Here is a 19,652-nt window from a genome sequence, read left to right as displayed (position 1 = left end):
TGTTTCCGTAAAATTATGGTTAGCAGGCCGTTAAGCCGCGCGCGAAAGCCCCTCACCGTTCAGCACGGGGAGGGGGTTTGGCGGCTGGATACCGCTTGCGTCAGAACTTCATGCTCACGCCGAGCATGATCGAATGCGAATCGAGGTCGCCCCGCCGGCCGGCGGCATCGAAGATGTCGGACTTGCCGTAGTCGGTGTAGCGGTACTCGATGCGGCCTGCCACCGTGTCGGTGAAGGCCTGCTCGACGCCCGCGCCGATCGTCCAGCCATGGACCGTGTCCTTCTCCTTCACGCCGGTGTCGCTGTTTTCAAGCTCCGCGCGGGTAAAGGCCCAGCCGCCCGTGCCGTAGATCAGGGTGCGGTCGAAGGCGTAGCCGAGGCGGGCGCGCACCGAGCCGCCCCAGTTCGTCTCCGCCTCGTAGCGCGTGCCGCCCGAGGCGAAGCGCTCGTTGTTGAAGTCGTGCTTGATGTCGGCTTCAACACCGTAGACCCAGCCGTCGTTGAAGAAGTTGTAGCCGGCATAGGCGCCGAGCGCGAAATCGTCGAGGCTTCTGTCTATGGCGGGGGCGGGGCCGCCGGAATTGAGATTCGTCCAGGCATAGCCGGCGTTCACGCCGACATAGAAGCCACCCCAATCATAGACGCCGGCCGCCGTCTCGACGATCGGCGTTTCCGCCGGCGGTTCGGCAATGGTCATGTCCGCCGCAAAGGCCGGGAGCGCACCGGCGCTGACGAGGATGCCGGCGGCACCGAAAATCATGGATTTCATCTGATGGTCCTTCCCACTCGGATACTCGCACGAAGCCCCACGCACGAATGACAACAAGGTCTCCAACGCGGAAAGGGCGCGATGGTTCCGAAGAAAAATACCCCCTTGAATCTTGGGGGGCGGATGCGAACGCTCCCTTAACACTCTGTCATTCTTTGTTCGCTAGAAACATCCGTGGGGCCGGCATTGGCCCGACGCACCCTGTTGTCATGATAACAACGGTTTAGGGTTACATGATGTTGAAAACCTTGTTGCCGAGGATCGAGCAGCGCTATGCGCTGACGGGGTCGATTTTCGGAGCCTTCCTTCCGACCCTCTGCTTTGCCGCCGACCAGCTCCTGCGGGATACCGCGCAGGAGAGCCTCTTCGGCTTTTCCGCCCCCACCGCCACGGCGCTTGCGCTCATGCCCGTCTTCTTCGGCGTCGGCTTCTACCAGATCGGCCGCTCGAAGGCGCTGCTCATCGCCGAGCTCAGCCAGCGCCGGCAGACCGAGCAGCGGCTGACGCACGATGCCCATCACGACCGGCTGACGGGGCTTGCCAACCGGTTCTGCCTCGAGCGCGACATCCAGGCTGTCGTCGAGAAGAGCGAGGAGGCGGACCGGCCGGCTCTGCTGCTGCTCGACCTCGACCGCTTCAAGTTCGTCAACGACAGCCTCGGCCACGATGCGGGCGACGCGCTGCTGGCCGCCATCGCCGGGCGGCTGCGGCGCGCGCTCTGCGCGACGACGGGCATCTACCGGCTCGGCGGCGACGAATTCGTCGTGACGATCGCGGGACGGCCCTCGGCGGGCAAGATCGAGGATGTCTGCCGCACCATCTGCGACCTCTTCGCCGAGCCGTTCGAACTGAAGCGCCACCGGGTCACGAGCGGCTGCAGCATCGGGGTGACCTTCATGGAGGCGGGCGACACGTCGATGTCCGAGCTTCTGAAACGCGCCGATCTCGCGCTCTACGAGGCGAAGGCGATGCCCGGCAGCGGCTTCCGCTTCTTCGATGCGGCGCTGGCCGCGGACGTGCAGGCCCGTTCCGCCATCGAGCACGACCTCGCCCGGGCGATCCGTGCCGACGAATTCTTCCTGGAATACCAGCCGATCGTCGGCGTGGAGAGCCGCACGGTGCGCGCCTTCGAGGCGCTGCTGCGCTGGCGGCATCCCGAAAAGGGGCGGATCATGCCCGACATGTTCATTCCGGCGGCGGAAAAGACCGGGCTCATCCTGCCGCTCGGCAACTGGGTGGTGCGCGAGGCCTGCCGCGAGGCGGCGACCTGGCCGGCACCGGCGGGCGTCGCCATCAATGTCGTCGGCGACCAGTTCAAGGACCGCGCCTTCGTCGGCTATGTCAAGCAATGCCTCATGGAGACCGGGCTTGCCCCGGGACGCCTGACGATCGAGGTGACGGAATCCGTCTTCTCGGTCGACGAGACGGTGATCCGGGAAAGCCTTTCGGAGCTGCGCAGCCATGGCGTGCGCGTGGCGCTCGACGATTTCGGCATCGGCTTCTCCTCGATCAACAACCTGCGCGCCTTCCCGATCGACCAGCTGAAGATCGACCGCTCCTTCGCGCGGGCCATGATGGAGAGCAAGCGGGATGCCGACCTCGTCGACATCATCCTGAAGCTCGGCCGCACGTTCCAGGTGACGACGACGGTGGAGGGCATCGAATCCGAGGGCCAGCTCGACTTCATCCGCCAGCGCGGCGCCTCCGAGGCGCAGGGCTATCTGATCTCGGGGCCGGTGGCCGGGCCGGACGTGATGCGCTTCCTGGCGCAAACCGACAACCGGCTTTCGGCGTGACCGCGAAAAGCCTTTTCATGACAGGCAAATCCTGATTGTCTTCGAGGCTGGAAGGAGAGGCCGGTATGAGACGATTCTACAGGCTTGCCGCCTGGACGCTTTCCCTCCTTGCCCTCTTCGTGCTGGTGGGGGCGAGCTGGCTCATCGTATCGCCGCCCGCGCTGCTCAGCGTCGGTTCGGGCTATGCCGCCAAGATCGTCTGCTCCAGCGTCTTCATTTCCGGTCGCGACCCGCAACAGGTGCTTGCCGAGGACGTGCAGGCCCCCGGCCATCCGCTCCTGAAGCTCATGCGGCAGGATGTCGATCTTGCCGGCAAGACGGTGACGACACACCTCCTCGGCCTCTTCGCCCCGGGTTACGCCGCCTGGCACGAGGGGTTCGGCTGCTCCGGCGTGCCGGACGGCGATTTCGAGGCGGCGCGGCAGGCGGTTTCCGATGTCGCCCTGCCCAAGGTGCCGCCGGCGGACCCGGCCGCCGCCTGGCCCGATGGCGAGGCGGTGACACAGGACGCGCGCATCGCCGCGCTTCTTGCCGATCCCGCGCTTGCCGGTCCCGGCATGCGTGCGATCGTCGTCGTGTATGGCGGGCGCATCGTCGCGGAAGCCTATGCGGACGGTTTCTCGCAGGCGGTGCCGCTGCTCGGCTGGTCGATGACGAAGTCGGTCAACGCGGCGCTGGTCGGCCGGCTGATGCAGGCCGGCGCCCTGACGCCGGCCATGGACAATCTCTTCCCGGAATGGCGCGGCGACGGTCGCTCGAAGATCACCCTCGGCCAGCTCCTGGCCATGGAAAGCGGGCTCGCCTTCAACGAGAGCTACGGCAGCGTGGCGGATGTGACGCGCATGCTGTTCCTCGAGCCGGACATGTCGCGCTTCGTGCTGTCGCTGCCGCTCGACGCCAATCCGGGCGAGCGCTTCACCTATTCCAGCGGCACGGCGGTGCTGTTGTCACGCATCTGGATGGGCGCGCTCGGCGGCCGGAGCCAGGCGCTGTCCTTCCCGGCGCGGGCGCTGTTCGCGCCGCTCGGAATGGCGAGCGCGGTCATGGAAACGGACGAGACCGGCATTTTCGTCGGCTCGTCCTACATGTATGCCAGCGCGCGCGACTGGGCCCGCTTCTCGCTCTTCCTGCTCAACGACGGGGTGTGGAAGGGCAACCGGCTGCTGCCGGCCGGTTTCGTCGGGGCCATGGCGATGCCGACGAGAGCCTCGGGCGGGGCCTACAGCCATATGCAGACCTGGACGAAAGGCCCGGGCGATCGGAGCGATGCGGATTACGGCCTGCCGGACGGGACCTTCTGGATGCTGGGGCACGACGGACAGTCAGCCGCCATCATCCCGTCCAAGGGGCTTGCGGTGATCCGGCTGGGGCTGACGCCGTCGAAACTCGGCTACCGGCCCCAGCCGCTGGTGAAACGCGTCCTCGACATCCTGGACGCGGCGGACCTCGAGGCCGGTCAGGCGCCGACCTGAGCGATCCAGTCGTTGAGGTTGTAGGTGTTGGAGATGCGCGCGACCTTGCCGTCACGGATCTCGAAGAAGGCGCCGGCGGGCAGCACATAGGTCTGGCCGTTGGCCTCCGGCAGGCCCTCGTCGGTGGCGAGATACTGGCCGTTGACCGTGAATTCGGCCGCCCCGCGCGTGCCGTCGTCGTTCGACATGATGACGATGTCCGTCAGCGTCTCGCGGTAGCTGCGGTTCATGTGCGCCATGAAATCGCGGAAGGCGTCCTTGCCGACCTGGCGGCCGCCCTGGTTGATGTCGTGGATGACGTCCTCGTGCAGGAGGTCGAAGAAGGCCTCCATGTCCTGCCTGTTGAAAGCATCGTAGTAGGCGCGGATCGTCTCTTTTGCCGGCATGTCATCCCTCATATCGTTGTCTTCCGGGCAAAGCCCGTCCGCCTTATAGCATTGTTCAAATTCTTGGGAATATTAACGGGATCATGCAAATCAAGATAGTCCATGGCACCGCGGTGACGCCGCATATCGTCGACCTCGCGCGCCTGCGCATCGAGGTCTTTCGCGCCTTCCCCTACCTCTACGAAGGCAGCGAGGACTACGAGGCCTCCTATCTTGCGACCTATGCGCAATCGCCCGAAAGCCTCTTCGTTCTGGCGCTGGACGGAGAGCGCATCGTCGGCGCCTCGACGGGCGTGCCGATGACGGACGCTTCGCAGGTTTTCCGCGTGCCGTTCGTTGCCGCGGGCATCGATCCGGCGAAGGTCTTCTATTTCGGCGAATCCGTGCTGCTTTCCGCCTATCGGGGCAGGGGGTTCGGCGTGCGGTTCTTCGAGGAGCGCGAGGCCTATGCCCGCCGCCTCGGCCGCTTCGACTGGTGCGCCTTCTGCGCCGTCGACCGTCCGGCGGATCACCCGCTGCGGCCGGCGGACTATGTTCCGCTCGATGAATTCTGGGGAAAGCGCGGCTATGAACGGCGCGCGGATTTGCGCACCCTGCTCGCCTGGCAGGATATCGGCGAGGCGGAGGAGACGGAAAAGTCGATGACGTTCTGGCTTAAGGACGCGCGCTGAGCGGTTGCCCTTCTCCCTGCCTGCCGGCACCTTCTTCCCGCAGGCAGGGAGAAGGCCTATGCCGACCCGGCTTCCCGCAAATCGTACGGACACCGATACTCAGGCAACAATGGGGAGGAAACCCGCTCCGCGATCCCCTTCGCCCCGCTTGCGGGGAGAAGGTGGCGGCAGCCGGATGAGGGGCAAGTCCTTACCTCAGGCCGGTCTCGTCGAGGAGGCCCTTGCGCTTGGCATGGTAGTAATAGCCGGCCGCATAGAGGCGCACGGCGCCGTCATTCTTGTCGTCGGCCACCATCCAGGCGCCGCGCAGGTATTTTCCGGCATATTTGATGTTCGTCTCGGCGTCGAACAGCCCTTCGGCCGGGCCTTCGTAGCCCATGCTCTTGGCGGTGGCGTACTTGATCTGCATCAGCCCGTAGTGGCCGCGGTTGTAGGCCTTGGGATTGTAGGTGCTTTCGCGCTTGACGACGCGGTGCAGGAGCGATTCCGGTATGCCGTAGAGCGCGGCATATTTGCTGATAAGCGCGTCGATCGGCGTGCCCGACTTCTTGAACGGCTGCTCGGCCTGCGGAACGAGGAGGCGGGTCTCCGTCGTCAGCACGGCGTTGCTGACCAGCGCGGGTTTTGCCAGCGGCACGATCTTGCGGCTGGCGACGAGCTGTTCGAGGCCTTCCGGCTCGCCGCTGTCGAAGCCCGGTTCCATGACGGAAACGCCGATGACGGTGTCGAAGCCCTGCTGCGTCGCGGTCGCGACGCCTGCGGCCTCGTTGCCGGCAAGCGCGGCGGTGGCCGCGGCTGCGCCCGTCACGGGCCTGGCTTCCGCAAGGGCCGAGACCGGAACGGCGGCGTCCGCGGTGCCGGCCGCGACGGCGATCGGCGTCGGCAGGGCGTCCGGCGTGTTTTCCGTGCCCGGCTTGGCGTCGGGCAGGGCGGCATAGGAGACTTCCGTCGTCGTCCCGTCGGCGGCGGCGATATCCGTGGTCTCCGCCGATGCGGGCGTCACGGTCCGCGCCGAGGTCGCGTCGTCGGCGACGCTGGCGCAGCCGGCAAGGGTCGCAAGAAGGCCTGCGCAGGCAAGCGTGGCAATGCGTGCCGGACGGGAAACGGGGGTATCAGCCATGGTCGTCGCTCTCGGTTTGCCGGGGTGCGCGGGCGCCGGAGCGCCCCCGTCTTTGCAAATCAATCGGCCGTGGCCGTGCCCCGTCCATAGCCGATCGGGCGCGAAGCGGCAACCCGTAGGCTTGGCCATGCGTCAGGCGGTCGCCCGCTTGAGGCCGGCGGTGAGCAGTCCGGCGCCGATCAGCAGCGTGCCGCCGGTGCGGTTGACGGCCTTCTGGACCGAGGGTTTGCGGATGGTCTTGCGGGCCGCGGCGGCGAGCAGGGCGTAGGAAAAGGCGTTCAGCGTCGCGAGCACGAGGAAGGTGACCTCGAAGATCACCATCTGCGGCAGGACGGGCTGCGAGAGGTCGAGGAACTGCGGCAGGAAGGCGACGAAGAAGACGATGCTCTTGGGGTTCAGCGCGGTCACCACATAGGCATGGGCGAAGATGCGGAGGGGTTTTTCCTCCGCCGGGGCCGCGCCCTCGGCGCCGGCCGCCACGGGCGCGCGCCACAGCTTGACGCCGAGCCAGACGAGATAGGCCGCGCCCACCCATTTCAGCACGGTGAAGATCGTCGCCGAGGTTGCGAGCAGCGCGCCGAGGCCGAGCATCGAGGCGGTCATGGCGGTGAAGTCGCCGAGCGCGACGCCGGCGACGGTGGCGCCCGCCGTGCGACGGCCATGGCCGAGCGCATAGGAGATCACGAGGAGGATGGTCGGGCCGGGAATGGCCAGCATGACGGCGGAGGCGGCGGCGAAGGCAAGCCAATGTTCGAAGGACATGAAAACTCCCCGGATCGAGTGCGATCCGGGGAGCAAGCCACTACGGATTTTCGCCGTCAAGCAGCGTTTTCGCGTGAAGGCGTTATGCCGCCGGCTTCCACTTCTGGCCGATGGTGTCCATCACTTCGCCGAACCATTTTGCCGAGGTGTCGAAGTGCTTGCCGCCCTTGATGCGCGGGAACTCGATGGTGCGCAGCTTGCCGCCCTGGCCCTCGTCATGGCCGGTGACGCCGGAGACCTTGTTGAGCGCGCTTTCGACGGCAAGGTCGGTCATGCTCTGGATCAGGCGGAGGTCGTCGCGGTTGGCGGGGGCGGAGCGGGCGTAGTAGCCCGACTTCTGCACCATGGAGCGCTCGGCGCCGAGAAGGGCGGCGAACTGCTTGGAGAACCAGTTGCCGACATTGATCGTGTCGATCTTCACATGGCCGAAGGCGTCGCGCTTGACGGTTTCGCCGGAGGCTTCCCGCTCGGCGACGATGGCATCGAGGCAGGCGCCTTCCGAGACGAACAGCGTGACGAAGCCGGCGCGGTCCATGATGCCCTTGAGGCGCTCGGCCTCGGCTTCCAGGTTGAAGTCCAGCTCCGGCAGGTAGAGGCCGTCGATGTTCTTGAGCTGCTTGTTCATCATGAAGCCGTCGACATAGTCGTTGCCGCCGGTCTTCTGGATATAGGCGCGCGCCGTGGCGGCGGTGAGCCAGCCGCAATGGCGGCCCATCACCTCGTGCACGACGAGGGTCTTCGGCGCGGCGCTCTGCTCGTTGCTGACATGGTCGAAGAAGCCGGCGCCGACTTCGGCGGCCGTCCAGGCGCCGAGCGACTGGCGGATCGGCACGACGTCGTTGTCGACCGTCTTCGGCAGGCCGACGACGGTGAGGTTGTAGCCGTTGGCGCCAAGATAGGCGGCAAGGTCGGCCGCCGTCGTGTTGGTGTCGTCGCCGCCGATCGTGTGCAGGATGGTGATGCCGTCCTTGGCGAGCCGTTCGGCCGCCACGCGCAGCGGGTTCTCGCCTTCCTTGACGAGGCCGCGCTTCACGCAGTCGGCAGCGTTGGTCAGCTTGACGCGGCTGTTGCCGATCGGCGAGCCGCCATAGCGGTGGAGGAGGGGCGCCTTCTCGCGCATCTCCCGGGTGATCTCGATGCGGTCGGCAAGCAGGAGGCCCTGGTAGCCCGAGCGATAGGCGACGAGCTCGATGTCGGGTGCGATGTCGCTGTAGCGTTCGATGAGGCCTCCGACGGCGGATGACAGACAGGGGGCGAGCCCGCCCGCGGTCAGCATTGCGACTTTCTGCTTGGCCATAATTCCTCCTCGGCGTCAGCCCGTCTCGATGGTGCAGTTGCTCTAGCGCAGAATCCCCGACAGGGGAACGGCGCGGCAAACTTATCCGCACTCCATGACGGATATCTCTCATGCTCCACAGGCGAAAACCGGGCGCCCGGAAAATTTGATGCCTCCACTTATTGAGGGGCATCAAAATTTTGTCATCCAGCCATTTCCTGCCTTGCTTTCCCTGCAATTGTCTGATCAAGATCACCTTATGTTCCAGAATTCGCCCAGTTGCTTCATCAGTGCCGTATGGGATCGCCTCGTCGGCATGGTCTCGGACGCCGCCAGCAATGTGCTGTCGGGCGTGGTCGAGGCCGTGCGCACGCTGTTCGAGGGCGACCCGGAAACCCGCAAGCAGGTCGCCTTCTCGGTGGCGATGATCGCGCTTTCCGCCAAGATGGCGAAGGCGGACGGCATCGTGACGACCGCCGAGGTCGACGCCTTCAAGGACATCTTCAAGTATCCCGACAACCAGGCGGCCAATGTCGCCCGGCTCTACAACCTCGCGCGCCAGGATGTTGCCGGCTACGAGGCCTATGCGGAGAAGATGAAGGCGCTCTGCGTCTCCTGCGAGAAGAATTGCCCGATCCTCGAGGACATCGTCGACGGCCTGTTCCATATCGCGAAGGCCGACGGCCTGATCCACGAGAAGGAAATGGCCTTCCTCGGCCGCGTCGCCGAGATATTCGGCATGGCGGACGAGCGCTTCGAGCAGATCACGGCGCGGCACGTCCATGCCAGCGGCCGCGACCCCTACAAGGTGCTGGGTGTCAAGCCGAGCGACGACTTCGCGGAAATCCGCAAGCGTTACCGGGTACTTGCCTCGGAGCACCATCCTGATAGGCTGGTAGCGCGTGGCGTGCCGGCCGAGTTCCGTCAGATTGCGAACGACCGCATGGCCGCGCTCAACGCTGCCTATGAGGCGATCGAGAAGGAACGCTGCGCTGCATGAGCGCATTCACATGTGACTACCCTGGTGCGACCGCCGCGCCGTCGCCGAATTTCGGCGCGCGGGCGGGCGGGCGCACGCCGGATATCATCCTCCTGCATTATACCGGCATGGAAACCGCGGACGGTGCGCTGAAATGGCTCTGCGCGCCGGAGAGCCAGGTCTCCTGTCACTACTTCGTGCACGAGGACGGGCGGGTCGAGCAGCTCGTGCGCGAGGCGGACCGCGCCTGGCATGCGGGGAAAAGCTTCTGGAAGGGGGAGACCGATATCAATTCGGCTTCCATCGGCATCGAGATCGCCAATGCCGGGCATCCCGGCGGGCTGCCGGAGTTTCCCGACGCGCAGGTCGATGCGGTCGTCGAACTGTGTCTCGATTGTGGCAGGAGATGGGGGGTCGCTCCCGAACGGGTGCTCGCGCACTCCGACGTTGCCCCCGTCCGCAAGGTCGATCCGGGTGAAAAATTCCCCTGGGGCCGCCTCCATGCCGGAGGGGTCGGGCACTGGGTGGCGCCGTCGCCGATCGCCGGCGGGCGGTTCTTCCAGAAGGGGGATGCCGGCCAGCCGGTCGAAGCCCTCCAGACCATGCTGTCGCTTTACGGCTATGGCACTGAAATCGATGGGGTTTACTCGGAAAAAACGGAAGGCGCCGTCGCTGCTTTCCAGCGCCATTTCCGGCCGGAACGCGTCGATGGCATTGCCGATTTTTCGACCATCGACACGCTGCACCGGCTGCTTTCCGCGCTGCCGCGGCTGGCCGCCTGACAGTCTATCCGAATATTCGAATATTACGGTCTGTAACAGAAGTTTACCGTTTCGCCACATCCTGACCCGATTGGGCATGTTCTTTCCGCCTGCGTTCATTGCAGCGCAGCATGCGGTCAGGGCCTGATCGCAATCAATGAGGATCGAGACGTTTGCGCGGGCTGCGCGGCTTGAGATGCCGCGGGCCGGGGCTCTGCCTTTGCGCCTTTTGGAGACGATGACTAGATGAGAAGACTTCTTGCCGCCTTCGGTGCGGCCTGCTTTTGTGTGTCCGTTCTTTCCGCCGCCACGGCGCATGCCGAACCTTCCCGGGGGCCGGCCAAGAAACAGTATCTGTTCCAGACCTCCGAAAAACAGGAGGCCGCCGGCAAGGAAAAGCCGCGCAAGGTTTCCAGCAAGCGCAGCACCAAGCGCAAGACCGTCATCGACAAGGACGGCGTGGTCGTCGGTAGGCTGAAGACCTACAAGAGCACGACCGGCTATCCCAAGGCGGAGAACCCGCTGTCGGCGGAGCGCAAGACGGCCGGCTATTCCGGCCTGATCCAGACCTATGCCAAGGCCTATGGCGTGCCCATCGACCTCGCCCATGCGGTGGTGCGCGTCGAGAGCAACTTCAACCCGCGCGCCCGCGGCAGCGCAGGCGAGATCGGCCTCATGCAGATCAAGCCGGCGACGGCGCGCATGATGGGCTACCGCGGCGGCGCCAAGGGCCTCTACGATCCCGAGACCAACATCAAGTTCGGCATGAAGTACCTCGCCATGGCGCACGACCTTTCCGGCGGCACGACCTGCGGCACGATCCTGCGCTACAATGCCGGCCATGGCGCCAAGCGCATGAACCCGGTCTCCAAGCGCTATTGCGGCAAGGTGCAGAGCATCATCGACTGACCGGCGCGACGTTTCGCGGGCTGGAATCGGCCCGCGGCCATGCTATGCCACCGGTGAAAAGCGAGGGTAGGGCATGAATCGGCATTTCGATTTCGTCGTCGTGGGCAGAGGCATGATGGGGGCGGCGGCGGCGCGCCACCTCACGGCAAAGGGCGCTTCCGTGGCGCTCGTCGGTCGGGGAGAGCCGGCCGACTGGCAGAAGCACGACGGCGTCTTCGCCAGCCATTATGACAGCGGCCGCATCACCCGCACGATCGACCAGGACCCGGACTGGGCGCTGCTCGCCAAGCGGTCGATCGCCCGCTACCGCGCCATCGAGGCGGAGAGCGGCATAGGCTTCTACGGCGAGACGGGCTGCCTGATCAGCGGCCCCGCCGGCGGCGATTTCCTCAATGCGGTCGAGGCGGTGGCGAAGCGCCATGCGCTGGAGGCGCCGCTTTTCGACCGGGCGGCGCTGCGGGCGCGGTTCCCCTGGTTCGACCTGCCGGAAAGTTCCGCCGGCGTCTTCGAGGTGGAGGGCGCCGGCTATATCGACCCGCGCAAGCTCGTCGCGGCGCAGGTCGCCTGCATGGAAAAGGCCGGCGGCGTCTCCATTTCCGACGATGCCCTGTCGGTAACGGATGCCGGCGACCGCGCTTCGGTGGCGTTGAAGGCGGGCGGCACGGTCAGCGGCGGGCGCGTGCTGGTGGCGACCGGCAGTTTCTCCCGCGCACCGGGGCTCCTGCCGAAGGTGCCGGCGCTTGCCATCAAGGCGCGCACCGTCGTGCTGGCGCAGCTGTCGCCCGAGCAGGCGGAGGCCTATCGCACCATGCCGTCCTGGATCGACGAGAGCGCCGGCCCGACCGATCATTTCTACTTCCTGCCGCCGATCGTCTATCCGGACGGCCATTCCTACCTGAAGATCGGCGGCGACCCGACCGAGGTGGAGATCGAGGAGGAAGAGGCGATTCGCGATTGGTTCCGCGGCGAGGGGCGCCCGGAGGCGATCGTGCATCTGAAGCGCCTGCTTGCACGCTCCATTCCCGACCTCGATCCGGTCCGCCTCGTCTCCGCGCCCTGTGTCACGACCTATACTGTGCATGGCTATCCCTATGCCGGCTTCGTGGGGAGCGACCGCATCGCGCTCCTGACCGGCGGCAACGGGGCGGCGGCGAAGAGTTCCGACGAGATCGGCCGCATCGGCGCGGACCTGGTGATTCGCGGGAAGATGGACGAACCGGACTACACGACGGATTTCGCGGTTCATTTCCGCTAAGACACTGGTCTTTCCCTTCCGTATCGGTTAGTCAGCGCCTGCCAGTTGGCCGGGCAGCCGCGCCTTGCAAGGGCCGAAAGGCCGCAGGGTGAGGAAAGTCCGGGCTCCACGGAAACACGGTGCCGGATAACGTCCGGCGGGGGCGACCCCAGGGAAAGTGCCACAGAAAGCAAACCGCCTTCCCCGGAAGGTAAGGGTGAAAGGGTGGGGTAAGAGCCCACCGCGGCCATGGCGACATGGACGGCACGGTAAACCCCACCGGGAGCAAAACCGAATAGGGATGACGCGAAGCGCGCAAGCGCTTCAGCCCGTTTCCGGGCCGGTCATCCGGGTGGGTTGCAAGAGGCCGGGCGCAAGTCCGGTCCCAGATGAATGGCTGCCACGTTCCGGCGCAAGCCGGAGCCATACAGAACCCGGCTTACAGGCCAACTGGCAAAAATCTCTCCCCTGAAGAACGATTTTTCATGACGCGTTAATGCGCTGAATTCCTTGGGGTTCGCGCATGGCTTGCCGCATGCCGAAACGCACGCCCGCGGTGTTCCGACCCACGCAAATACAAGGCGTTGGCAGGGGTTTCCTAACCATTTGTTAAACTTAACGCCTTATAAACATTTGACGGTCTCATCACGGGGAACGAGGTCACTTCCCATTGACGCCCATATGGTCCCATGGTATCCCAAACTCACACTGCACGAGGACGCATGAGCGTCCGATCATCGCAAAGCTTTGAGGCTAACCGGCTGGGGACGGTGCGGCGCGTAGGCGACGCATCAGGGCTGGCTTGCGTGCGCGGTGTTGTGTTGGGTCGGCCGGGGCGGATGCACAGCGCCTGGGCTCTGGAAGCGGCTGTATCGCGTCATGAACCGGTTCCTGTCGAATGCGACAAACAGGATCGATGCCAAGGGGCGGGTCTCCGTTCCGTCGGCCTTTCGCTCCGTCCTGTCGCAGCGCGACATCCGGGAGCTGTACTGCTTCCAGGATTTCTTGTTTCCGGCGATCAGCGTCGGCGGGCTGGATCTGCTCGATCGTTTCGAGCGCCAGATCGCCAGCGAGGACGTTCTTTCGCCGCAAGCCAACCGGATGTCGCTCCTGGTCCACGGGGGCGGGGTCTTCATGAAGCTCGATTCGGAAGGGCGCCTGCCGGTCACGGATTTCATCCGCGACTATACGGGCATCACCGCGGAGGTGACCTTTGTCGGTCGGGCGGATCATTTTCAGCTCTGGGCACCGCAGACATTCCTAGCCACGCAGGCGGCTGCCCGGGAAGAGTTCAGGACGCGAGGTCTGGGCTTGGGGTAAGACGGAGAATCGGAATGGCGGCGGATCTTGGCGGAGGTTTTTCTGATGCCGATGGCGGACCGGTCCGTCACATTCCGGTTCTTCTCTCCGAGGTCCTCGCGGCGCTTTCGCCGAAACCCGGCCAGGTCATCCTCGACGGCACGTTCGGCGCGGGCGGCTATACGTCCGCGATCCTTGCCGAAGGGGCAGACGTCATCGCGCTCGACCGCGATCCCAACGCCATTGCCGGCGGCAAGGCGCTGGTCGAAGCATCCGGCGGCCGGCTGACCCTCATCCATTCGCGCTTTTCCGAGCTTGCCGAGCACGCGCCCGCGGGCGGGCTCGACGGCGTCGTGCTCGATATCGGCGTCTCCTCCATGCAGATCGACGAGGCCGAGCGCGGCTTCTCGTTCCAGAAGAACGGCCCGCTCGACATGCGCATGTCGGCCACCGGCGTTTCGGCCGCCGACGTGGTGAACCGTGCAAAGGTTTCCGATCTCATCCGCATCTTCGGCTTCCTTGGCGAGGAGAAGCAGGCCGGGCGCATCGCCCGCGCCATCGAGAAGGCGCGCGAGAAGGAACCCTTCACCACGACGCGCCAGCTCGCCAACCTCATCGAGCTGACGACGCCGCGCAAGGCCAAGGACAAGATCCACCCGGCGACGCGCGTCTTCCAGGCGCTGCGCGTCTTCGTCAACGACGAGCTCGGCGAACTTGCCGAAGCCCTCTTCGCCGCCGAGCGTGTGTTGAAGCCGGGCGGGCGGCTGGTCGTCGTCTCCTTCCACTCGCTGGAGGACCGGATCGTCAAGAAATTCTTCCAGGATCGCGCCGGCAAGGCGTCGGGCTCCAGGCATCTGCCGCAAGTCCACGACAAGGCCGCAACCTTCGCACCAGTCGGGCGCCCTATGGTGGCGGCCGGCGACGAGGAGAGTGCGGTCAATCCGCGCGCCCGATCCGCGAAGCTGCGGGCAGGCGAGCGCACGAGCGCCCCCGCCGGGACGGATGATCTGTCCATTTTCAACCTGCCGAACCTTGCCGACCTTGCGAAGATGGGAAGCTGAGTGATGTTCCGTACCCTTGATGTCGTGATGATCGCCGTCATGACGGCAGCCGCCACCGTCACCTATTCGATCAAGCACCAGGCCGAGAACAAGCTGGAAGAGGTGCGCAAGCTCGACGCCGAGATCAAGCTGGAGGAGGACACGATCGACCTCCTCAAGGCCGACTGGGCTCTCCTGACCCAGCCGAACCGCCTGAACCGCCTGGTGAAGACCTTCGAGGCCGACCTGAAGCTCGTGCCGACCGAATCGACCCAGCTCGCCCAGCCGAACGAATTGCCCATGCCGACGGCCGAACTGCCGGCGCTGGCGCCGGAGAAGGACGAGAAGGTCGCCCAGAAGAACAAGAAGAAAGCCAAAGACACGGACGCAATCCAAACCGGATCGGTGGCAAACTGATGTCGTTTCTCTCCCGCATCATGGACCTCAAGAGCAAGGCGCATTTCAGCGCCGGCGGCAACAACAACCGCGCGGCCGGCAATGGCGGCCATGCCTTCGAGGGAACGCGCAAGCGCTCCGGCTCGCAGGCCCGCAGCCGCGTCGCCGTCATCATCTGCTGCTTCGGCATGGTCTATGCGGTCATCGGCGGCCGCCTCGTGCAATATGGCATGGCCTCGCCCGAAACCGTGTCCTCGATCGGCCCCGCCGACCACCTGATGGCCTCGCGCCCCGACATCGTCGACCGCAACGGCGAGATCCTCGCCACCGACATCCGCACCGTCTCGCTCTACGCCGAGCCGCACAAGATCGTCGATGCGGACGAGGCGGTGGAAATGCTCGCCACCGTCATGCCCGACCTCGACCGGCGCGGCATCTACCGCAAGCTCACCTCGAAATCCCGCTTCCAGTGGCTGAAGCGCCAGCTGACGCCAAAGCAGCAGAGCCGCATCCTGGCGCTCGGCATTCCCGGCGTCGGCTTCCGGCCGGAAAAGCGCCGCTTCTATCCGGGCGGCGTCACCGCCTCGCACATCGTCGGCCATGTCAACATCGACAACCGCGGCATTGCCGGCATGGAGCGCTACATCGACAACCAGGGGCTCGCCGACCTCGCCGCGATCGGCATGACGAGCGATGCCAAGCTGGAGCCGGTGCGCCTGTCCATCGACCTGCGCGTCCAGGCCATCGTGCGCGACGTCGTGGCGACGGGCATGGAGAAATACAAGGCGATCGCCGCCGGCGCCGTCGTGATGGATGTGCATACGGGCGAGATCCTCGCCATGGCCTCGGTGCCGGACTACGATCCCAACAACCCGGCCGAGGGCGCCAAGGAAGGCTGGATGAACCGCATGTCGAACGGCACGTTCGAGATGGGCTCCACCTTCAAGAGCTTCACGACGGCGATGGCGCTCGATTCGGGCAAGGTGAAGATCACCGACAGCTTCGACGCCCGCGCGCCGATCCGCATCGGCGGTTTCACCATCAAGGACTTCCACGGCAAGCACCGCGTGCTGACCGTGCCGGAGATCTTCCAGTACTCCTCCAACATCGGCACGGCCAAGATGGCCGACGTCGTCGGCATTGCCGGCCACAAGGAGTTCCTGACGCGGCTCGGCCTTCTGACCCGGCTCGAAACCGAGCTGCCGGAGGTGAAGACCCCGACGCAGCCGCGCGAATGGAAGAAGATCAACTCGATCACCATCTCCTTCGGCCACGGCGTCTCGACGACGCCGCTGCAGACGGCGGTGGCCGCCGCGGCGCTGATGAACGGCGGCCTCCTGATCAACCCGACCTTCCTGCCGCGCACGGTGGAGGAGGCGAACGAGGTGGCCAAGGTCGTCGTCAAGCCGGAGACCGGCGACAAGATGCGCTACCTCTTCAAGCTCAACGCGAACGACGGTTCCGGCCGCCGCGCGCTCGTTCCGGGCTTCAATGTCGGCGGCAAGACGGGCACGGCCAACAAGGTCGTCGGCGGCCGTTATTCCAACACCCAGAACTTCAACGCCTTCCTCTCCGCCTTCCCGATCGACGACCCGAAATATGTGGTCCTCACCTTCATCGACGCGCCGCAGACGGGCGAGGGCGGGGGGCGCACCGCCGGCCTCAACGCCGCGCCGATGGTCGGCGAGATCATCCGCCGCTCGGCCGCCCTTCTCGGTGTAAAGCCGAAATTTGGTGAGGACGGGTCTGCCTTGCTTGTGTCTTATTGAATGGAGAAGACGGGAGGCCGATTCGAATGGAAACGGCTTCCACTGGAAAGCAGCAGAGCGGACAATGAAGATCAGTGACCTCGCCGGACCCGAAACCAACGACCTTTCCGCCGCAGCCGCGATAGACATCGGCGGCATAACCAGCGACAGCCGGAAGGTGAAGCCGGGCGATCTCTTCGTTGCACTCTCGGGCACCAGGGCCGATGGCAGCGCCTTCATCGCCGATGCCGTCTCGCGCGGCGCCGCCGCGGTTGCCGTTGCCGCCGGCAGCACGGCCGAAGCCTCCGTCCCGGTCATCCCCGTCGCCGAGCCGCGCCGGTTCCTGGCACTTGCCGCCGCCCGCTTCTACGGCCGCCAGCCGGAAACCATGGTCGCCGTGACCGGCACGGCCGGAAAGACCTCCGTCGCCTCCTTCACCCGCCAGATCTGGGCCCATGCCGGCCACGCCGCCGCGATGATCGGCACGACCGGCGTCGTCGCGCCCGGCCGCAACGACTACGGCTCGCTGACGACGCCCGATCCGGTGTCGCTTCACGAACTGCTCGCCGAGCTTGCCGATGCCGGCGTCACCCATGCCGCGATGGAAGCGTCCAGCCACGGCCTCGACCAGGCGCGTCTCGACGGCGTGAAGCTTGCCGCCGCCGCCTTCACCAATCTCGGCCGCGACCACATGGATTACCACCCGACGGTCGAGCACTACATGGCCTCGAAGATGCGGCTGTTCGATACGCTGCTCGCCAAGGGCGCGCCCGCCGTCATCTATGCCGATGACGAATGGTCGGGCGTTGCAATCGAGGCGGCGCGGAAGGCCGGGCTCGACGTGCGCACGGTCGGCCGCAAGGGCGAATACTTGACGCTGAAGCGCGTCGAGCATTTCCGCCACAAGCAGACCGCCGAAGTGCATGTCGGCGACGACATCTATGAAGTACATATCCCGCTCGCCGGCGATTTCCAGGTGGCGAACGCGCTCGTCGCGGCAGGCCTTGCCATGTCGACCGGCGTTCCCGCCGCCGTCGCCATGGCCGCGCTCGAGAAGCTGATCGGCGCCTCCGGCCGGCTCGAACTGGTGGGCCACGCCAGGAACGGCGCACTCGCCTATGTCGACTATGCCCACAAGCCGGATGCGCTGGAAAACGTGCTGACCTCCGTGCGCCCCTTCACGACGGGCCGCGTCATCGTGGTCTTCGGCTGCGGCGGGGACCGCGACAAGGGCAAGCGGCCGATCATGGGCGAGATCGCAACGCGCCTTGCCGACGTGGTGGTCGTCACCGACGACAATCCGCGCTCCGAGGTGCCCGAAGTCATCCGCTCTGAAATCATGGCGGCGGCCAGGGGCGCGACCGAGATCGGCGATCGCGCCGAGGCGATCCGCAGCGCCGTCCGCATGCTGCAATCCGGCGACACGCTGATCGTCGCCGGCAAGGGGCATGAGGAGGGGCAGACCGTCGGCACCGTGACGCTGCCGTTCTCCGACCACGCGGAATTGCGCAAGGCCCTGGAGGAACTCGACCGTTGAAATGGCTCTGGACCACGCCTGATCTTGTCGCCGCCCTAAATGGCCGCCCCATCGGCAACCTGCCGCAGGGCGTCACCGGCATTTCCATCGACAGCCGCAACATCGCGCCGGGCGAAGCCTTCTTCGCCATCAAGGGCGACCGCGTCGACGGCCATGATTTCGCAAGCTTCGCGGTCGCGAACGGCGCGGCGCTGCTCGTCGTCAGCGAAGGCAAGCTGCCGGCGCTCGGCCGGCTCGTCACGCCGATGATCGTGGTGCCGGACGTGCTCCAGGCGCTCGTCGACCTCGGCTGCGCGGCGCGCGACCGCACCGCGGCCCGCATCATCGCCGTCACCGGCTCCGTCGGCAAGACGACGACCAAGGAGATGCTGCGCCAGGCGCTCGGCCCCTCCGGCAGCGTGCATGCCTCCGTCGCCTCCTTCAACAACCATTGGGGCGTGCCGCTGACGCTCGCCCGCATGCCGGAGACCACCGATTACGGCGTCTTCGAGATCGGCATGAACCATCCCGGCGAGATCCGCCCGCTGGTCGCCATGGTGCGCCCGCATGTGGCGATGGTCACGACGATCGCGCCGGCCCATCTCGGCAATTTCCGCGATCTCGAGGAGATCGCCGCCGCCAAGGCGGAGATTTTCGAGGGTGTCGTGCCGGGCGGACACGCCCTTCTCAACCGCGACAACGAGCAGTTCGCCTTCCTCGAAAAGGCGGCTGAGGCGGCCGGCGTCTCGCATATCGACAGCTTCGGCGCCGATGCCAAGGCGGAGTTCCGCCTGCTCGATTTCATCCCGAGCGCCGAGGGCGGGCTTTTGCGCGCCGCGGTCGGCGGGCAGACGCTGGAAGTGCCGATGGGCGCGCCCGGGCGGCACATCGCCGAAAACGCCGTCGCCGTGCTCGGCGCGGTGCATCTTGCCGGCGGCGATATCGAGAAGGCGATGGCGGGGCTTGCCACCATGCAGGCGGAGAAGGGGCGGGGACGACGCTACCGGCTCGCCAAGGGCGGCGGCTGGTTCACGCTGATCGACGAGAGCTACAATGCCAACCCGGCCTCGATGCGCGCGGCGATCGCGCTGTTGCGCGACGCCGAGCCGCATGGCCGGGGCCGGCGCATCGCCGTGCTCGGCGACATGCTGGAAATGGGCGAGCATTCGCCTCTCGCCCATGCCGGCCTTGCCGAACCGCTTCTGGAGGCGGGCATCGGCGACGTCTGGCTCGGCGGACCGGACATGGCGGCGCTGCGGGATGTGCTGCCGGAGGGCGTGGCGACGGAATACCGCGACACGGCGGACGCGCTTGCCGCCCATGCGCTCGATGCGGTGCAGCCGGGCGACGTCCTGGTCGTGAAATCGTCGAAGGGCACGGGATTCAGCCGTATCGTGGCGGCCCTGCTTGACAAATATCCGACGTTCCCGGAGAGGGAACGCGAGCTTTGAGGGAGGTTCGGCCGGGCAGATGCCCGCCGGGCCTTCTTTTTTATGGAATCGACATCTCCGTCCGCGG

At 66.0% G+C, this 19,652-nt stretch carries 18 protein-coding genes and 1 other RNA gene; 14 read left to right on the top strand and 5 right to left on the bottom strand.

Annotated features, from left to right (window positions below; genetic code table 11):
- Window positions 1-100 precede the first annotated feature (100 nt).
- Complete coding sequence (locus tag WMC41_RS12695) at window positions 101-769, bottom strand: outer membrane protein (protein ID WP_288079921.1); 669 nt, start codon at window positions 767-769, stop codon at window positions 101-103.
- A gap of 236 nt (window positions 770-1,005) precedes the next feature.
- Here WMC41_RS12695 and WMC41_RS12690 point away from each other — a divergent pair, with 236 nt between their 5' ends.
- Window positions 1,006-2,565 carry a putative bifunctional diguanylate cyclase/phosphodiesterase gene (locus WMC41_RS12690; protein WP_432343635.1) on the top strand — a complete coding sequence of 520 codons (1,560 nt, stop codon included), beginning with the start codon at window positions 1,006-1,008 and terminating at the stop codon, window positions 2,563-2,565.
- 65 nt (window positions 2,566-2,630) lie between these two features.
- Window positions 2,631-4,037, top strand: coding sequence for a serine hydrolase domain-containing protein (locus WMC41_RS12685; RefSeq protein WP_432343632.1), 1,407 nt, complete (start codon window positions 2,631-2,633; stop codon window positions 4,035-4,037).
- On the opposite strand, the gene WMC41_RS12680 is transcribed toward WMC41_RS12685, so the two are convergent.
- Complete coding sequence (locus tag WMC41_RS12680) at window positions 4,022-4,423, bottom strand: ketosteroid isomerase-related protein (protein ID WP_064332563.1); 402 nt, start codon at window positions 4,421-4,423, stop codon at window positions 4,022-4,024. The genes WMC41_RS12685 and WMC41_RS12680 overlap by 16 nt on opposite strands.
- Window positions 4,424-4,506: 83 nt before the next feature.
- Here WMC41_RS12680 and WMC41_RS12675 point away from each other — a divergent pair, with 83 nt between their 5' ends.
- A complete protein-coding gene (locus WMC41_RS12675) occupies window positions 4,507-5,094 on the top strand; it encodes a GNAT family N-acetyltransferase (protein ID WP_432343629.1) in 588 nt (195 codons plus the stop codon).
- Window positions 5,095-5,284: 190 nt separating this feature from the next.
- Here WMC41_RS12675 and WMC41_RS12670 read toward each other — a convergent pair whose 3' ends face one another.
- From WMC41_RS12670 to WMC41_RS12660, 3 genes are all read right to left on the bottom strand, one after another.
- Complete coding sequence (locus WMC41_RS12670) at window positions 5,285-6,214, bottom strand: lytic transglycosylase domain-containing protein (protein ID WP_272805864.1); 930 nt, start codon at window positions 6,212-6,214, stop codon at window positions 5,285-5,287.
- Between the two features lie 132 nt (window positions 6,215-6,346).
- Window positions 6,347-6,976, bottom strand: coding sequence for a LysE family translocator (locus tag WMC41_RS12665; protein WP_244766799.1), 630 nt, complete (start codon window positions 6,974-6,976; stop codon window positions 6,347-6,349).
- Between the two features lie 82 nt (window positions 6,977-7,058).
- Window positions 7,059-8,273, bottom strand: a complete 1,215-nt coding sequence (locus WMC41_RS12660) for a pyrophosphate--fructose-6-phosphate 1-phosphotransferase (protein WP_432343626.1) — start codon at window positions 8,271-8,273, stop codon at window positions 7,059-7,061.
- A 238-nt stretch (window positions 8,274-8,511) separates the two neighbouring features.
- Between WMC41_RS12660 and WMC41_RS12655 the strand changes: the two genes are divergently transcribed.
- From WMC41_RS12655 to WMC41_RS12605, 11 genes are all read left to right on the top strand, one after another.
- Entirely contained in the window at window positions 8,512-9,252 is a 741-nt protein-coding gene (locus WMC41_RS12655; RefSeq protein WP_272805862.1) for a J domain-containing protein, read from the top strand.
- The gene (locus tag WMC41_RS12650) at window positions 9,249-10,013 is read left to right on the top strand and encodes an N-acetylmuramoyl-L-alanine amidase (RefSeq protein ID WP_432343622.1); all 765 of its coding nucleotides are present in this window, start codon (window positions 9,249-9,251) and stop codon (window positions 10,011-10,013) included. The genes WMC41_RS12655 and WMC41_RS12650 overlap by 4 nt, the downstream gene beginning before the upstream one ends.
- Window positions 10,014-10,238: 225 nt before the next feature.
- Window positions 10,239-10,901: a lytic transglycosylase domain-containing protein gene (locus WMC41_RS12645; RefSeq protein ID WP_432343619.1), complete on the top strand. Its 663-nt coding sequence runs from the start codon at window positions 10,239-10,241 to the stop codon at window positions 10,899-10,901.
- A gap of 73 nt (window positions 10,902-10,974) precedes the next feature.
- A complete protein-coding gene (locus WMC41_RS12640; RefSeq protein WP_432343616.1) occupies window positions 10,975-12,156 on the top strand; it encodes an NAD(P)/FAD-dependent oxidoreductase in 1,182 nt (393 codons plus the stop codon).
- A gap of 41 nt (window positions 12,157-12,197) precedes the next feature.
- Window positions 12,198-12,593: RNase P RNA component class A (rnpB, locus tag WMC41_RS12635), an RNA gene on the top strand.
- 421 nt (window positions 12,594-13,014) lie between these two features.
- Window positions 13,015-13,455 carry a division/cell wall cluster transcriptional repressor MraZ gene (gene mraZ / locus WMC41_RS12630; RefSeq protein WP_244766793.1) on the top strand — a complete coding sequence of 147 codons (441 nt, stop codon included), beginning with the start codon at window positions 13,015-13,017 and terminating at the stop codon, window positions 13,453-13,455.
- Between the two features lie 14 nt (window positions 13,456-13,469).
- Window positions 13,470-14,495 carry a 16S rRNA (cytosine(1402)-N(4))-methyltransferase RsmH gene (gene rsmH / locus WMC41_RS12625; protein ID WP_432343613.1) on the top strand — a complete coding sequence of 342 codons (1,026 nt, stop codon included), beginning with the start codon at window positions 13,470-13,472 and terminating at the stop codon, window positions 14,493-14,495.
- A 3-nt stretch (window positions 14,496-14,498) separates the two neighbouring features.
- The gene (gene ftsL / locus WMC41_RS12620; protein WP_432343610.1) at window positions 14,499-14,891 is read left to right on the top strand and encodes a cell division protein FtsL; all 393 of its coding nucleotides are present in this window, start codon (window positions 14,499-14,501) and stop codon (window positions 14,889-14,891) included.
- Window positions 14,891-16,639, top strand: a complete 1,749-nt coding sequence (locus WMC41_RS12615) for a peptidoglycan D,D-transpeptidase FtsI family protein (RefSeq protein ID WP_272805858.1) — start codon at window positions 14,891-14,893, stop codon at window positions 16,637-16,639. Before ftsL ends, WMC41_RS12615 begins: the two co-directional genes overlap by 1 nt.
- Before the next feature lie 64 nt (window positions 16,640-16,703).
- On the top strand, window positions 16,704-18,155 hold the full coding sequence (locus tag WMC41_RS12610) for a UDP-N-acetylmuramoyl-L-alanyl-D-glutamate--2,6-diaminopimelate ligase (RefSeq protein ID WP_432343606.1): 1,452 nt from the start codon (window positions 16,704-16,706) through the stop codon (window positions 18,153-18,155).
- Window positions 18,152-19,585: a UDP-N-acetylmuramoylalanyl-D-glutamyl-2,6-diaminopimelate--D-alanyl-D-alanine ligase gene (locus WMC41_RS12605; protein WP_432343604.1), complete on the top strand. Its 1,434-nt coding sequence runs from the start codon at window positions 18,152-18,154 to the stop codon at window positions 19,583-19,585. The genes WMC41_RS12610 and WMC41_RS12605 overlap by 4 nt, the downstream gene beginning before the upstream one ends.
- Window positions 19,586-19,652 lie beyond the last annotated feature (67 nt).

This window comes from Shinella yambaruensis (assembly GCF_050859155.1).
GTDB classification, from domain to species: Bacteria; Pseudomonadota; Alphaproteobacteria; order Rhizobiales; family Rhizobiaceae; genus Shinella; species Shinella yambaruensis.
The sequence above is the reverse complement of the archived record's forward strand: the minus strand, read 5'-3'. Positions and strand labels throughout refer to the sequence as shown.

Bases quoted from the DNA above. Each gene is read 5' to 3' on its own strand.
- WMC41_RS12640 (WP_432343616.1), top strand. From the start codon at position 10,975: ATGAATCGGCATTTCGATTTCGTCGTCGTGGGCAGAGGCATGATGGGG.
- WMC41_RS12680 (WP_064332563.1), bottom strand. From the start codon at position 4,423: ATGCCGGCAAAAGAGACGATCCGCGCCTACTACGATGCTTTCAACAGG.
- WMC41_RS12665 (WP_244766799.1), bottom strand. From the start codon at position 6,976: ATGTCCTTCGAACATTGGCTTGCCTTCGCCGCCGCCTCCGCCGTCATG.
- ftsL (WP_432343610.1), top strand. From the start codon at position 14,499: ATGTTCCGTACCCTTGATGTCGTGATGATCGCCGTCATGACGGCAGCC.
- WMC41_RS12615 (WP_272805858.1), top strand. From the start codon at position 14,891: ATGTCGTTTCTCTCCCGCATCATGGACCTCAAGAGCAAGGCGCATTTC.
- WMC41_RS12655 (WP_272805862.1), top strand. From the start codon at position 8,512: ATGTTCCAGAATTCGCCCAGTTGCTTCATCAGTGCCGTATGGGATCGC.
- WMC41_RS12675 (WP_432343629.1), top strand. From the start codon at position 4,507: ATGCAAATCAAGATAGTCCATGGCACCGCGGTGACGCCGCATATCGTC.
- WMC41_RS12690 (WP_432343635.1), top strand. From the start codon at position 1,006: ATGTTGAAAACCTTGTTGCCGAGGATCGAGCAGCGCTATGCGCTGACG.
- WMC41_RS12660 (WP_432343626.1), bottom strand. From the start codon at position 8,273: ATGGCCAAGCAGAAAGTCGCAATGCTGACCGCGGGCGGGCTCGCCCCC.
- rsmH (WP_432343613.1), top strand. From the start codon at position 13,470: ATGGCGGCGGATCTTGGCGGAGGTTTTTCTGATGCCGATGGCGGACCG.
- WMC41_RS12695 (WP_288079921.1), bottom strand. From the start codon at position 769: ATGAAATCCATGATTTTCGGTGCCGCCGGCATCCTCGTCAGCGCCGGT.
- mraZ (WP_244766793.1), top strand. From the start codon at position 13,015: ATGAACCGGTTCCTGTCGAATGCGACAAACAGGATCGATGCCAAGGGG.
- WMC41_RS12610 (WP_432343606.1), top strand. From the start codon at position 16,704: ATGAAGATCAGTGACCTCGCCGGACCCGAAACCAACGACCTTTCCGCC.
- WMC41_RS12685 (WP_432343632.1), top strand. From the start codon at position 2,631: ATGAGACGATTCTACAGGCTTGCCGCCTGGACGCTTTCCCTCCTTGCC.
- WMC41_RS12645 (WP_432343619.1), top strand. From the start codon at position 10,239: ATGAGAAGACTTCTTGCCGCCTTCGGTGCGGCCTGCTTTTGTGTGTCC.
- WMC41_RS12650 (WP_432343622.1), top strand. From the start codon at position 9,249: ATGAGCGCATTCACATGTGACTACCCTGGTGCGACCGCCGCGCCGTCG.
- WMC41_RS12670 (WP_272805864.1), bottom strand. From the start codon at position 6,214: ATGGCTGATACCCCCGTTTCCCGTCCGGCACGCATTGCCACGCTTGCC.